General features: G+C 71.1%; 13 protein-coding genes and 1 pseudogene. 2 read left to right on the plus strand and 12 right to left on the minus strand.

The genetic code is table 11. The annotated features are described in order from the left end of the window. Window positions 1–22: 22 nt before the first annotated feature. Genes ACIBNA_RS34645 through ACIBNA_RS34665 form a run of 5 tightly spaced genes read right to left on the minus strand, consistent with a single transcriptional unit; the run spans window position 23 to window position 4,996 of the window. The gene (locus tag ACIBNA_RS34645; protein WP_399169140.1) at window positions 23–1,030 is read right to left on the minus strand and encodes a DUF4255 domain-containing protein; all 1,008 of its coding nucleotides are present in this window, start codon (window positions 1,028–1,030) and stop codon (window positions 23–25) included. 33 nt (window positions 1,031–1,063) lie between these two features. Continuing rightward, on the minus strand, window positions 1,064–1,810 hold the full coding sequence (locus ACIBNA_RS34650; protein ID WP_399169141.1) for a hypothetical protein: 747 nt from the start codon (window positions 1,808–1,810) through the stop codon (window positions 1,064–1,066). Next, entirely contained in the window at window positions 1,803–2,540 is a 738-nt protein-coding gene (locus ACIBNA_RS34655) for a hypothetical protein (RefSeq protein ID WP_399169142.1), read from the minus strand. Before ACIBNA_RS34655 ends, ACIBNA_RS34650 begins: the two co-directional genes overlap by 8 nt. A gap of 32 nt (window positions 2,541–2,572) precedes the next feature. Then, window positions 2,573–3,097 carry a phage tail protein gene (locus tag ACIBNA_RS34660; protein WP_399169143.1) on the minus strand — a complete coding sequence of 175 codons (525 nt, stop codon included), beginning with the start codon at window positions 3,095–3,097 and terminating at the stop codon, window positions 2,573–2,575. A gap of 33 nt (window positions 3,098–3,130) precedes the next feature. Then, window positions 3,131–4,996, minus strand: a complete 1,866-nt coding sequence (locus tag ACIBNA_RS34665) for a phage tail sheath family protein (RefSeq protein WP_399169144.1) — start codon at window positions 4,994–4,996, stop codon at window positions 3,131–3,133. A 708-nt stretch (window positions 4,997–5,704) separates the two neighbouring features. On the opposite strand from ACIBNA_RS34665, the gene ACIBNA_RS34670 reads away from it, so the two are divergent. After that, window positions 5,705–6,196, plus strand: coding sequence for a hypothetical protein (locus ACIBNA_RS34670; RefSeq protein ID WP_399169202.1), 492 nt, complete (start codon window positions 5,705–5,707; stop codon window positions 6,194–6,196). On the opposite strand, the gene ACIBNA_RS34675 is transcribed toward ACIBNA_RS34670, so the two are convergent. The 7 genes and pseudogenes from ACIBNA_RS34675 to ACIBNA_RS34705 form a co-directional block, all read right to left on the minus strand. After that, window positions 6,162–6,464, minus strand: coding sequence for a hypothetical protein (locus ACIBNA_RS34675; RefSeq protein ID WP_399169145.1), 303 nt, complete (start codon window positions 6,462–6,464; stop codon window positions 6,162–6,164). The genes ACIBNA_RS34670 and ACIBNA_RS34675 overlap by 35 nt on opposite strands. 1,004 nt (window positions 6,465–7,468) lie before the next feature. Then, window positions 7,469–7,613, minus strand: a pseudogene (locus tag ACIBNA_RS34680) (IS5/IS1182 family transposase); the annotation flags it as partial. Between the two features lie 101 nt (window positions 7,614–7,714). After that, entirely contained in the window at window positions 7,715–7,963 is a 249-nt protein-coding gene (locus tag ACIBNA_RS34685; protein ID WP_399169146.1) for a substrate-binding domain-containing protein, read from the minus strand. Between the two features lie 133 nt (window positions 7,964–8,096). Beyond that, a complete protein-coding gene (locus tag ACIBNA_RS34690) occupies window positions 8,097–8,213 on the minus strand; it encodes a LacI family DNA-binding transcriptional regulator (protein ID WP_399169147.1) in 117 nt (38 codons plus the stop codon). Window positions 8,214–8,288: 75 nt separating this feature from the next. After that, a complete protein-coding gene (locus ACIBNA_RS34695; protein ID WP_399169148.1) occupies window positions 8,289–8,591 on the minus strand; it encodes a putative quinol monooxygenase in 303 nt (100 codons plus the stop codon). A gap of 28 nt (window positions 8,592–8,619) precedes the next feature. After that, window positions 8,620–11,178 carry a GH32 C-terminal domain-containing protein gene (locus ACIBNA_RS34700; RefSeq protein WP_399169149.1) on the minus strand — a complete coding sequence of 853 codons (2,559 nt, stop codon included), beginning with the start codon at window positions 11,176–11,178 and terminating at the stop codon, window positions 8,620–8,622. 222 nt (window positions 11,179–11,400) lie between these two features. Next, window positions 11,401–12,363: a carbohydrate kinase gene (locus ACIBNA_RS34705; RefSeq protein ID WP_399169150.1), complete on the minus strand. Its 963-nt coding sequence runs from the start codon at window positions 12,361–12,363 to the stop codon at window positions 11,401–11,403. A 247-nt stretch (window positions 12,364–12,610) separates the two neighbouring features. Between ACIBNA_RS34705 and ACIBNA_RS34710 the strand changes: the two genes are divergently transcribed. After that, window positions 12,611–13,633 (plus strand): sugar ABC transporter substrate-binding protein, encoded by a 1,023-nt coding sequence (locus tag ACIBNA_RS34710; RefSeq protein ID WP_399169151.1) that lies wholly within the window; start codon window positions 12,611–12,613, stop codon window positions 13,631–13,633. Window positions 13,634–13,702 lie beyond the last annotated feature (69 nt).

Raw genomic sequence — 13,702 nt, forward strand, 5'->3', positions numbered from 1 at the left:
CCCCCGTTGTCCCCATACCGCCTCAGCTCTCCGCGCCCTCGGAGCCCCTCGCCGAAGAGGAGCCCGGCGACGATTGCGACGAGGAGTCCGAAGAAGGCACGGCACCCGTGCTCTTGGCCGCGCCACGCGCGGGCCTGGCCGTCTGCGCCGCCTTGCTGGCCTGCACATCCTTTCGGGCGCGGGCAGGTGCCTTGGCCGAAGCCTTCGCGGGCGCCTTGGCCGCGGATTTCGCGGGCGCCTTGGCCGCAGCCTTCGCAGGCACCTTCGCGACCGACTTGGCGGGCGCCTTCTCACGCGCCTCCCGGACGTGCGCTTCTCCCGAAGTCCCGCTCTCCGCGGGAACGGGCTCGGGAGCCGGCGCGCCGCTCTCACTGTCCCGCGGCGCCTCCGCCCGGCTGCCCGGCGGCACCGGTGCCCCGGGCGCCCCGAACGGCAGCACCCGCGTCGTGAGCCGCTCCACCGGCTTCGCCGGCACCGGCGTCTCGCGGCCCTCGATGAAGACGAGGGCCGCCTGGTAGACCACCGACAGGGCGTACGGCGTCTGGTGAAGCATCCCCCACAGCTTCGACGTCTCGTCGATGTCCATCACCGTGGGCGTGAACCGCACCCGCTGCGCCGCCTCCGCGAGATCGCTGCCCGTCAGGTGCGGGAGTTGACCGGTCTCTTCGATGACGTCCTTCGGCAGAATCGGTGTCTCGTGCAGGGTTCGCACCACGGAGCCGATGAGCCGCTGCCCGACCAGGGTCGTCTCGTCGCCGTACGCACTGATGAGGTAGTGCAGGTCCAGCGCGGCGGCCGGCCGCTTCACCAGCGTGCCGTCGGACGCCCGGGTCGGCAGGTCGTTGTTGCGCATCGACGTGTTGGGCGTGACCTGGTAGAGGAACACGTTGAGGGTGGGGTAGTCCGGCGGCTCCGTCGGCGGCTTGTGCGGCTCCACCTTCACGGCCTCGTCGAACTCCGGTCCTACGTTGGACGCGAGCAGCAGGGCGAGGGCCTGGGTGACATGGGCGATGGCGAGTGCGTTGCTCATGAAGTCGGTTCCTCGGTTCCTCGATCCGTCATGTCACTCCCGCCCCCGCGCCAGATAGTCGGCCAGGCTCAAGGTCACGCCCGGCCGCTCCCTCGACGACGTACGCTGCCGGGCGCCGCCGGACGGCGACGGTCCGGCCGTCACCTCCAGCCGCCCGATCTGCACCTGGACCACCTGCTCGGGCGCCCGCGAGGGCCGCCGCGCCGCGGCCTGCCGTACGGCGTCCCGGGCTGCCGCTGTGTCCGCGGCACTGGGGCGCAGTGCCGCGGACACAGTGGCGGGGGAAGCGGCGTCCCTACCCGGGGGGATGGGTACGGACGCCGCAGTCCGGGGTGCGCCCCGCTCCGGACGCCCACGGCCCGCCGCCCGCTGCACGGCGTCGGGCATCGGCCGCGGCTCGGCGGCGAGAGGCGCGACGGGGCGCAGAAGCGGTGCCTCGGGCAGGGCCCTCGGGGCGGGAGGGGGTGCCGGGTCGGACGGGGCGCGTTCGGTGTGTACGACCGTCCGCTCCCGTTCCGTGTGCAGCCGGGCCGGGGACGTGGCCGGGCGTGGCGCGTCCCCCTGCCGTACGGCGGACGGCGTGGTGGAGGGCCACAGCAGGTCGGTGCCGTCGTCCGGTTCCGGTGCCGTGCTCCGTACCGCCTCGACCCGCTCGAACGGCCCGGGCAGCCGGGGCCGTACCCGCACCACACCCGGGCGTGGACCGGCGGCGGCCGGGGTGTGCCGGGCGATCAGCCGGTCGAGGAAGTCGGGAACCGGCGCCCCGTCGGCGTCAGACATCCGCACACAGCTCCAGGTAGTAGCGGCGCCGCAGCGGGCTGAGCGCCAGGATCTCCGGCTCGCTCCAGCCGTACGACGTGGCGAGCAGATGGACGTCGAGCAGCAAATCCCTTGCCCAGGCGTCCAGTTCGGTCCACAGGTAGGAGGCGATGTCCAGCTCGGCCCGGGTGGGCTCGCCGCACTCGGGGCAGGCGATGTTGAGCGTCACGTCGGCGCCCGGGTCGGCGGCCTCGACCGCCTCGGCGATCCGGCGCTGGACCGGGACCGGCAGCTCACCGGCGCCCACCGCCGCCCCGTCGCGCACCGCCGAGACGAGGCACCGCGCGAGCAGGGCGGCACGCGGGTCCGCCGCCCGGGCCGCCGCCGTGAGGTCGGCGACACCGGGCAGCCGGAACTCGACGTCCCAGCCGTCCTGCCGGACGCGCACCACGGAGTCGCCCGGGGCGCCTCGCCCGGCCAGTGACCGCGCGAGCTCCCCGGCGTCCAGGTCGAACTCCATGTCCTCCCCGCACGCCGAGCACGCCAGCCGTACCTGCATCCGCTCCCCGAACAGGGCCCGGCGCAGCGCGAACAGGTCGGCCTCGCGCTCCCCCACCGGCAGTACCGGCAGGCTCGCGGCGTCGGCGTCCGGGCGGGCCGTGCGGTGCAGCAGCAGGGCGCGCCCGTTCGGTGCCTCGGCGAGGCCCGCCTCCCAGGTGGCCAGCAGCTCGGCCGCCCCGGTGATCGCCATGTTCTCCCCCCGTTTACTCAACTGGCCCTATATCAGGCTGGGTTGAGGGACGACGGCTCCTCCGGCTCGGGCACCTCGTAGTCCCGCTCCCAGCCCTCGCACTCGAGCTTCAGCGACTGGATGGCCACCGCGTTGGCGTTGGCGTCCAGCTCGCCGAGGACCTGGTACTCGCTGGGCCAGGTCCGGTAGAGCTTGTGGGAGACGGCGACCTGGCCGGCCTCGTTGAGGACCTGGATGACTATGTCCTTGCGGAAGTCGGCGAGGGACACCTCGGAGCCGAGGCCCGCGCCGACCTGCCAGACCTTGTTGGCCCAGCGGTCGAACTCGGGGTCGTGGGTGACCCCGCGCTCCAGGGTGATGCCCTCGAACTCGGAGCGGCCCGGCGACTTGCGGGGAGACGACGGGTCGCCTCCGTGCCGGTGCTTGACGACTTCCGTCGTCCGCTTCAGGGGACTGATCTTGCTGATGCCGGCGACCGTACGACCGTCCCACAGGACCAGGAACTTGAAGTTCTTGTACGGGTCGAAGCGATGCGCGTTGACCGTGAACTCAGCCATCGGATTCCTTCAGTTCTCCACGATTCCCCGCGCCTAGAGCGCGAACTGCCCGGACGTCTGCTGGATTTTGACGATCACGAACTCCGCCGGCCGGACCGGTGCGATGCCGACGAGGACGTTGACGATGCCGTTCTCGATGTCCTCGTCGGTCGTGGTGTCGCTGTCGCACTTGACGAAGTAGGCGTCGCGCGGGGTGCCGCCCTTGAAGGCGCCCTGGCGGAAGAGGGTGTGCAGGTACGAGGAGGCGGCGAGCCGGATCTGCTGCCACAGGTTCTCGTCGTTGGGCTCGAACACCACCCACTGGAGGCCTCGCTGGAGGCTCTCCTCGACGTGCAGGGCGAGCCGCCGCACCGGCACGTACTTCCACTCGCTGTCGAGGGCGTCGGAGCCCTCCAGTGTGCGCGCTCCCCAGACCACCGGGCCGGTCACCGGGAAGGTGCGCAGGCAGTTGACGCCGAGCGGGTTGAGCAGGCCGGTCTCGCGGTCGGTCAGGTTGACCGTGAGGGAGTGCACGCCGGCGAGCCGCGCCTCGGTGCCGGCCGGGGCCTTCCACACGCCGCGTTCGGAGTCCGTACGGGCGATGACGCCCGCGACCGCGCCGGACGGCGGGAAGGAGCGCAGCCGACCCGTGAGGGGGTCTGTGAGCTGGAGGTGCGGGAAGTACAGGCCCGCGTGGTTGCCGCGCACGGCGTCGAAGGCGGCGAGCCCGGCCCGGGCGGTGTCGACGCTGACCCAGGTACTCGGCGCGTCGACCAGCAGGAAGATCCGCCTCTCCTGGCACAGCCGCTGGGCGGCCGAGACGACGGTGACGGCGTCCTCCGTCTTCTCGTACGCCGCGAGTTCGGGCAGCACGAGGAGGTTCACGTCGGCGACGCCGCGCAGCGCCTGGATGCCGGACTTGTCGGCCTCGGAGCCGATGAGGTCGCGCGGTCCGGGCGCCTCGCCGTCCTCGCCGCCCTCCAACGGGAAGACGGGCGGGTTGACCGAGGCCTCCAGGCCCAGGTCGTTGGCGCACTCGCCGAGGAAGCGGACGACGTCCTCGGGGTCGGTGGAGCCCGCGACGACCTGGATGCGCCGGCCGAAGGCGGTGACCTCGACGCCCGCGAAGGCGTGCTTGCCGGGCGCGTCGGGCAGGGCGCGCAGCTTGCGCTCCAGCAGCAGCGCCAGCTCGGCGACGGAGTGCGGGGCCTCGCCGTCGCAGTCGGGGTCGTAGAGCGTGAACTCCCGCTCGACGTCGCCGATCTTGACCGTGAGGTCCACGGCCAGGTCGGGCAGTTCGTGCCCGAACGGCTTGGAGACGGTGCCGGACGGGTCGGGCCGGCCCTCGCCGACGACCTCGACGCGAATCAGCCGGGAGCCGGCGTTGACGACGGTCTGCACGTACCGGCCGTGGGACGGGTCGGTGGACAGGCCGGTGAAGCTCTCGCGGGCCTCGCCCTTGGCGTCGTGGACGCGCAGGTTGAAGGTCTCGTCGGGGCGGGGCGTGTCGTAGTCGACGGCGACGCGCAGGCCGTTGCCCCACACGCCTGGCTCCTTGGCGTGCACCTTGAGGACGTCGCACTCGCTGTGGCCCTCGGTGGACTCCAGCGTGACGCAGGCCGCCTTGCCGCTGCCGGCCTTGGCGACACGGACGATCACGGCGACGGTGCCGCCGTTGCCGAAGAACTGGTGAACGGCGTAGCCGACGGCGCTCTGGGCGCTCAACCCCCCGAAGCGGCGCTCGAACTCAGTGAAGCTGGTGACGCGGACCGGCTCGTTCAGCGGACCGCGCCGGGTGTGGCCCACGAAGGCGGTCACCGAGGTGGTCAGGGTCGAGATGGTGCGGGTGCTGCTGGGAAGCTCTTCGACGTAGACACCGGGATACGTCGGCTTGGCGGCGCTCACTGCACTCATCGGCATTCCCCCTCCTATCCCTGTCTAGGGCACCGGATGAAGGCACCAAGAGAGGTGAGGGAGAGACGTTTCGGCCGTACGCGAGGACCTGGCCCCCGCCCGTGGACGGTGGACACACGCGCACCTCATCAGTTCCCCCGTCAGTACCCGTGCGGTTCGGTCACACGGGTCAAGCAGCGCGCTTGTGACTCCTGATGCTCAAGTGCTCAACCCACCCTGCTGCTTTCGGAGTTGACCGAACAAGACGGGTTCTGGCCAGCACAGTGGGAGGTTTCGTGAAGGCAGAATTCCGCGATCCACACATCACGCCCGCGCGCCCTCGTGGATCTGCCCACACCTCCTGCACGACGGCGGTGATCGCCGGGCGGAGGGCATGCCTGAAAGACCCCGCATTTCCGGCAACGGCGCCTCATCCGCCCGGCGCGCTCCCCGGGTCCTCCCCCAGTCGTCCACCCCTCGATGGCCGGTTTCAGCGGGGCGGCATGGACGCGCACGGAGTTGACCGAGGCCTTACGGGATCCATCTCCGCCTGCCCCCTTTCGACCGGGACATGCCCGACCCAAACGCCAGGCCGCGCCACCCCTTCCAGACCGTAGAAATATCTACGAGCATGGCTAGTGCCGGACCGGCACGCGGAGCCCGAGGCTCCGCGGGTCACCGGCCCGTGTCCAGCGTGCGCCCGTCGGGGCGCGACCGACTGTGCCTGGGGTGGCCATGCAGAGCGTGATGTGGAAGCAAGCCGTCGAGTGGCTCGCCGCGGCCGCCCGGGACCCTCAGGAGTGCAAGCGGGAGTGGGACTACGGCACGGGCATGGCGCTCGTGGAGGCGGGGCGGTATTGGGACGTGCTCAGCGTCCCGGACCGGCTCGGCCTGCTCGCCCTGGACTATCTGTGGCGCGACCCCTTGAAGGTGCCGCCCGGCCCCACCCTGGTGGACTGCGCGGCACGCAGAGTGGGCTTCTTCCTGCCACCCGACCCCGTCAGCGAGTGGGTCGGTTCCGGTGTCCGGCACGTCGGCCGGGGCTCCTGGGTCGCCGTGCCGCCACCGTACCGGCCCGCCGGGCGCCTGGAGTGGCTGGTCCCGCCGGACGGCACGGGCAGCCTGCACGCCCCGGGCACGCTGGAGTCGGCCCTGCGGGAGGCCACCGAGACCCTCGCCGTGCTGGCGCCGGTCAGCGCGGAGCACGCGGTGGCTGACTGCTGGTGAGGCGAGTGCCGTCGGGGGTGGCCGTCCCCGGGTGCCGGCCGGCGGTCCAAGTGGTGACGGCGGCCCAGGTCTCGCTCGCGGCCGGGGCCGCGAAGGAGACCCACTGGCCGTCACGGTGCTCCGGGACCGCGTGGCCCCTGGCCTGCCACTCGGCGACGAGCGCCGCGTAGATGGGCGGATGACCCCCGTATCCGCTGGTGAGTTCGGCAAACGACCGGGGAGCGGCGTCGTTCCCGAGAGGGCGCCGCACCGTCTCAGTGCTGTCCATGCCCAGGCAACGCGACGCGCCGCACCGGTGGTACGCGGGCCGGGCCCCGTCCGTCGGGTCGAGTGAACCCGTCACCCGTACGGCGGCACGCGGGCACCGGACAAACATCCAGTCAGGCGGTCGCCCGTTCAGGACGGGGTCGTTCCGGGCCGGGGCGGGGCTGTCTTCGGGCGGGTGGGGTCGTTCCCGGGCCGGGGCGGGGCTGTCTCCGGGGCGGGTGGGGTCGTTCCGGGCCGGGGCGGGGTCGTCCCCCGGGCCGGGGCCCGATCACTCCGGGGCCGGAGCAAGGTCGCGCCGATCCGCCGCACGCCGCTCCCGGGCCGGGGGAGGCTGTCTCCGGGGCGGGCGGGGTCGTCCCCGAGCCGGGCCAGGCCGTCCCCAGGCCGGGGCGAGATCGTCCCCAGGCCGGGGCAGGGCCGTCCCCGGGCCGGGGCCCGATCACTCCGGGGCCGGAGCAAGGTCACGCCGATCCGCCGCACGCCGCTCCCGGGCCGGGGCAAGGTCGTCCCCGGTCCGGGGCGGATCGCTCCCGGGCCGAGGCAAAGTCGCTCCCGAGCCCGGGCAGGCTGCCCCAGGCCGAGGGGCACGGCTGCCCCCGGACCGGGGCACGAACGCTCCCAGGCCAGGGCGAGGTCGACCCGGGCCGAGGGCAGGGGCGCCCCCGGGACAAGGCAAGGCCGAGGGCACGGCCGTCCCCGAGCCGGGCACGATCGCTCCCAGCCAGGGCGAGTTCGCCCCGGTCGAGGCAAGGCCGCCTCCAGGCCAAGGGCAAGGCCACCCCCGAGCCGGGGACACGACCGCCCCAGGCCAGGGCGAGGTCACCCCGGGCCGAGGGCACGCCCCCCACGAACCGGGGCACGACCGCCCCCGAACCCCGCCAACTTCCGCGCGGGGATGGCCGCGCGCCGAGCGGCTGCGCGACACCGGCGTGAACGCGCCCAAGCTCCCACGTGGCGGCCGCGGCAGTCGTCAGCGGACGGCGCATCCCCGGCCGCGTTTGCGCCCACGGGCGGTACCGCCTGGAGCAGCGGGATGAGCCAGGTGACGAGGTTGCGGTTGCCGCCGGTCAGCGTGGCGGCGGGCGAGATGCCGGCGGCGTCGGTGATCACGTGGTGTTTGCCTGCCACTTCTGCCCCGGTCGACAGAGCTTTGGACAGCCGAACCAGTCCCCCGGCCCATTGCGTCCGTCAACGCGGGCAGTTGTTCGACAGCCCGCGCCCCCCTCTCGTAGTGCGGCAGGGCCACGGTGGTCAGCCCGGGGTACATGCCGTCGCGTGGTACGCGCCCATCGCCATGCGGTCGGTGAAGCAGAACAGCGCGGTGGGTCGTTCCGTTCCCTGCAGCAGCCCGAGCGACGCCCGGTACCCGCCGACGGCGTCACTGGCCTGCTCACCACCAGCCGGGGGGGAGGGGACACCGGCCTCGGCAAGAGCCTGCCGGTATCCCGCGAGCCGTCCGTGAGTGGCCGGGACGTCGTCGACGTTGTTGAGGAACCCCATCCGGCGGTGGCCATGGCGGAGTCGTCCTTGGCGGCCTCCTCCTGCGCCCCGAGGTGTTCGACCGCTTCAGACGCAGCCAGCGTGCCAGGCCATTGGGCGCGTAGCCGAGCTCGCGGGCTGTGTCGAGAACGCGCTACCGGGTCTCGGCGTCGATCCGCTTGCCCTCGACCTCGTTGAGGATGTGGGAAACGGCCGTGGCCGAGACGCCGGCGGCCGCCGCCACGTCCTTGGTCCCGATCCGCCTGCCCATGCCGTGCCCCATCGTTTTGGCAAGTGAGTGCGGGATGACAGTGCGCCCCCCGCGGGGGCCCTTGTCAACGGCTCGTCACGGATTCGTGGCCAGCGGATCGAGGAACGTCAGCACGGAGGCGTCCTCCTCGATCAGCGGAGCGAGGGCGGTGTTGAAGGGGCCGCCGTACGGGGCGTTCAGATGCGCCTGGAAGGCGTTCTCGTCCCGGTACACCTCGAAGATCCAGAAGGCGCGGGGGTTCGCCGCCTTGGTGTAGACGTCGAAGGCCAGGTTGCCTTCCTCCTCGCGCACCTTCAGGGCGTACTCCCCGATCAGGCGGGCGACTTCGGCCTCCGCCCCCTCGCGGGCTGTGAACTCGGCGAGCAGGGTCTTCTTCACGGTCTGGTGTCCTTGTCGGTAGCGGGGATCATTTGTGGGCGGAGTCGAGGTGCCAGACGACGGCCTTGTCCAGCGTCACCGAGCCGTTCTCGGCGAAGACCTCGACGCCGGTGCTGGAAGGGTCGGGGAAGATCTGGTCGGTGATCACTGCCTCGCCGTTGCCGCCGAAGACCTCGACGGACGACCAGTCGACCAGGATCCGCAGCTTCACCTTGCCGTTCTGGGCCTTGAGCGGGCCGGTCTGGACGCCGGGGAAGGTGGCGTTGAAGCCCACGGCGCCGGAGCGGCTGCGGTCGACGTACAGCTCCTGCGTGGTGGTGTCGTAGCCGATGACGGTCTCCTCGCCGTCGGCACCCGCGCGCACCTTCAAGCCGAACCGTTCGGCGTCCTCGAGGGAGAAGGTCGCCTCGATGTCGAGCGCCTTGCCCTCGGCCGCACGGCCGATCAGGGGCTTGGACGTGCTCTTGACGGTAACCCCGGTCGCGGACGCCGGGTCCTGCCGCAGGGACCTCACGCTGTCGACCGGCTTGCTGGTCAGCCGGATCCGGCCGTCGATGGTGCGCAGGGCCATCTCCCGGGGGATGCTCTGCGCGCCGCGCCAGGGAGACGTGGGGATGGCGCCGCTGTAGTCCCAGTTGTTCATCCAGCCGATCATGTACCGCTTGCCGCCAGGTGCGTTCTCCCAGGAGACGGCCGCGTAGTAGTCCTTGCCGTAGTCGGCCCAGTCGGCGCGCTGCAGGCCGGACTTGGCGGGGGCGTCGGCGGCGGTGAACCGGTCGGCCAGGATGTGGCCCCAGCCGGCGGTGTTCATGTCGAGGATCTGGATCTGCGCCTTCTTGCCGACGTACGGGCGCATGTCGAAGGACGCCCAGTCCAGGGTCTCGCTGTCGGCGCCGGTCGCGCTCCGGACGACCTTGCCGTCGACGATCAGGTTGACGGACGTCTCCTGGGAGACGCGCTGGGCCTGGGCGTCGGACAGCACGATGTGGTCGACGTTGAGGTGGCCCCAGCCGCCGGTGTTGTCGTCGACGATCCTGATCTGCGCCTTCTTGCCGGCGAGGTCGCCGACGTCCCAGGAGGCCCAGTTGAGAGCCTCGCCGTCCTGTCCGGTGGCGCTGCGCACGACCTGGCCGTCCACGAGGAGCTCGACGGCGGTCGGGTGGTCGGAGCCGGCGGGGTGGTTGCCGCCGCCGATGAGGAAGTTGATGTGGTTCTTGTCGATGGTGAACTCGGGCGAGGTGAGGGTGCCCGTGGTGGAGTCGCCGTTCAGGTAACTGTTGACCAGGCCGTCACCGAGGAATCCGGAGACTTCCTGCTGGTTGGGCAGGGTGCCGGTGGCGGGTGCGGTGCCGAAGGCGTCCCCCGTCGTCGTCCAGTCGCCGTAGGTGCCGCCCTCGAAGTCGGCGAGGACCGTGCCCGCGGGCGGGGGCCCCTGTTCCATGACGGTTCCGGGTACGTGCGGATGCCGGCCACCGCCGACCTTGAAGTTCAGGTAGGAGCTGTCGACGGTGAATTCCGGTGAGGTGAGGGTGCCGGTGGTGCCGTCACCTGCGTGGAAGCTGTTGGCGAGGCCCTTGCCGTCGAAGCCCGTGACGGTTCCCTGCCCGGCCAGTGCCCCGGCCGCCGGTCCCTGGCCGAACGCGGTGCCGGTGGTCGTCCACGCACCGAAGTCGGTGCTCTCGAAGTCCTGCACGACCTGACCGGTGGGCGGGGTGTAGGTGCCCTTGTCCTCGGCGGTGAACTTCTTGCCGTCGAAGTCGCCGATGAAGTACTGGGCGGCCGAACCGCCTGCGATTCCACCGGGGTTGATGTTGACGACGAGGACCCACTTGATGTTGTTCTCGTCGCCGTCGACCGCGAGGGGGAACAGGTCGGGGCACTCCCACACGCCGCCCGTCGCGCCCTCGGGCCCGAACTCGCTGAGCAACTCCCAGTCCTTGAGGTTCTTCGACGAGTAGAACTGCACCTTGTGCTCGGCGGAGAGCGACACCGTCATCAACCAGCTCTTGGTCGGCTCGTACCACTGGACCTTGGGGTCGCGGAAGTCCTTCGAGCCGATGTCGATGACCGGATTGCCCTGGTACTTGGTCCAGGTGCGGCCGCGGTCGGTGCTGTAGGCGAGCGACTGCGCCTGCTTGCCGCCGTTCTTGTAGGCGCTGGTGTAGACCGCCACCATGGGCGGGTTCTTCTTCGTGCCGAAGCCGGTGGTGTTGTTCCAGTCGACGACCGCGCTGCCGGAGAACACCATCTCCTCGTCGTCGTGCGACAGGGCGAGCGGCAACTCCCCCCAGTGAACGAGGTCCCGGCTCACCGCGTGCCCCCAGGACATGTCGCCCCAGGAGTTGCCGTTCGGGTTGTACTGGTAGAAGAGGTGGTACTCGCCCTTGTAGTAGACGAGGCCGTTGGGGTCGTTCATCCAGTTCTTCTGCGGAGTGAAGTGGAACTGGGGCCTGTAGGTCTCGGCGTACGGCGGGGTGTCGGCGGCGACGGCCTGCGGGGCGAGCGGGGCTGCGGACAAGGCGCAGACGGTCGCCACCGCCGCCATCAACCGCATGCGGGCATGCCCGAATACACGTCCAGAGCTCATGATGTCTCCTGTGCCGTGGCCGTCCACTCGGCGGAGCCTGCGGCCCTGGCGATGGACCGGCCGGAAACTGACGCCCTGGCGGGCGGCGTCGTCCACGCCGCCGACCAGGAGTGTCATCGTTGACCTGTGTCATCGATGACATCGAGTGCCTGATGATGGGCGAAACTCCGTCGTCACGTCAATGGCCAGGGCGTGATTGCTCCGGCGCGTGCTGCCGGCGTGTCAGGCCCCGCCGGCCGTCGCGAGCTGTGCCACCTGGCTCTGCCACGGCGGATTGGGGCCGGCAACCGAGCAGGTCAGGGCCGCGACCTTCACGGCGAACAGGCAGGCTGCCTCGACATCGGCGAGACGCAGGTCCGTCAGCCTGCCGCCGAGGAGTCCCTGGGCGCCGAGGTGGTGCAGCAGTCCGGCGGTGAAGGAGTCCCCCGCACCGACCGTGTCGACGACCGGTGTCGCCACCGCGGGCATCTGCACCCGCTCCCCGTCGAGTGAGGCCACAGCGCCCTCGGCGCCGCGCGTGATCACGACGAGCCGCACCCCCGCCGCATGCCAGGTGTCGCACGCCTGCTCGGGGGGCGTCCCGGGCAGGAGGAGATCCAGGTCGTCCTCGCTCAGCCGCAGCACGTCCGCGAGGCCGCACCAGTGCGCCAGCCGGTCGCGGTAGACCTGGGGATTCACCAGGAGCGGCCGGACGTTGGGATCGATGCTGATGGTGGCCTGAGGCGAGGACGCCGCCAGGAATTCCTCCACCACCGCCGCGCCGGGCTCACGGACCAGCGCCAGTGACCCGGTGTGCACACAGGCAGCTTCGGAGAGCTCCACCTTCGCCAGTTCGCCGGGGGTCCACTGCCAGTCGGCCGTGTTCTGCGCATGGAACGAGTACGCCGCCTGCCCCGTGGCATCCAGTTCCGCCACGGCCAGCGTGCTGGGCTCGACGGCAGCGACGGCGCACGACAGGTCCACGCCGGACTCTTCCAGGTGGGCTCGGAACAGGCGCCCGAACACGTCGCCGGACAGGCGCGCGAGGAAGCGGGCCGGGGTGCCGAGGCGGGCCAGGGCCACCGCGGTATTCGCAGGTCCGCCGCCCGGCAGCACCCGCAGGGCGAGTTCGTTCGAGGCGCTGGCCGGTTCGGTGAAGGCGTCGGCGACACACTCTCCCAGAACGGTGATCTGACGCGGGCTCATGGGCTGCTCTCTCTCGAAAAGTGGGGCAAAGGGGCCGCGTCGCGACGCATCCGCTGATCCTGCGCGGGGACGCCGGGTACGGACGTTGCCGATTTGTGACGAGTGGAAGGCATTGACGTTGCCGGGATCCGGAGTCCATCATCCTCGCCATGCAGAGTCAACGATGACATAGGTCAACGATGACATCTTGGGCGGCATGCTCTCAATCCCGACCCCCGTGCCGCTCGCTATCCCACAGGAGTCGATCATGTCTCGCACCACTCGCCTGCCCTCCTCCCTCTTCAGAGCCGCCGCTGTCACGGGCATCGCGGCCCTGACCCTGACGGCCTGCGGGTCCGGCTCCGGTTCCGGATCGGGTTCGTCCAGCGCCGGTTCGGGTGAGGTCAAGGTCGGCCTGATCACCAAGACCGACACCAACCCGTTCTTCGTCAAGATGAAGGAGGGCGCGGAGAAGACCGCAAAGGCCGAGGGCGTCAAGCTCATGACCGCGGCCGGCAAGTTCGACGGCGACAACGCCGGGCAGGTCACCGCCATCGAGAACATGGTCGCCGCCGGGGTGAAGGGCATCCTGATCACCCCGAGCGACTCCAAGGCGATCGTGCCCGCGATCGAGAAGGCCAAGGCCAAGGGCGTTCTGGTCATCGCCCTGGACACCCCGACCGAACCGGAGAGCGCGGTCGACGCCCTCTTCGCCACCGACAACCTCAAGGCGGGCGAGCTGATCGGCGAGTACGCCAAGGCCGCCATGAAGGGCAAGGCCGCCAAGATAGCCGCCCTCGACCTCGCCCCGGGCGTCTCCGTCGGCATCCAGCGGCACAACGGCTTCCTGAAGGGCTTCGGCGCCACCGACAAGGACGTCGTGTGCGCCCAGGACACCAGTGGCGACCAGGCCAAGGGCCAGACCGCGATGGAGAACTGCCTGCAGAAGGCGCCCGACATCAACGTCGTCTACACCATCAACGAGCCGGCCGCGCTGGGCGCGTACACCGCGCTGAAGGCCAAGGGCCGGGAGAAGGACGTGCTGATCGTCTCGGTCGACGGCGGCTGCACGGGCACCCAGGCCGTCAAGGACGGCAAGATCGCCGCGACCTCGCAGCAGTACCCGCTGAAGATGGCCGCCGAGGGCGTCAAGGCCGTCGTGACGTACGCCAAGGACGGCAAGAAGGCCTCGGGTTACACCGACACCGGCGTCACGCTGATCACCGACAAGGCGCAGGACGGGGTCACGTCCAAGGACACCGCCTACGGCCTGGAGAACTGCTGGGGCTGAGCCGCCCCGCGGGCCTCCCGCACCGCCTTTCCCCTCAGTCGGCGGGCCGGCTCCCACCTTCCCGACCGG

The organism is Streptomyces sp. NPDC050164 (genome assembly GCF_044459945.1).
Taxonomy (GTDB): Bacteria; Actinomycetota; Actinomycetes; order Streptomycetales; family Streptomycetaceae; genus Streptomyces; species Streptomyces coeruleorubidus_A.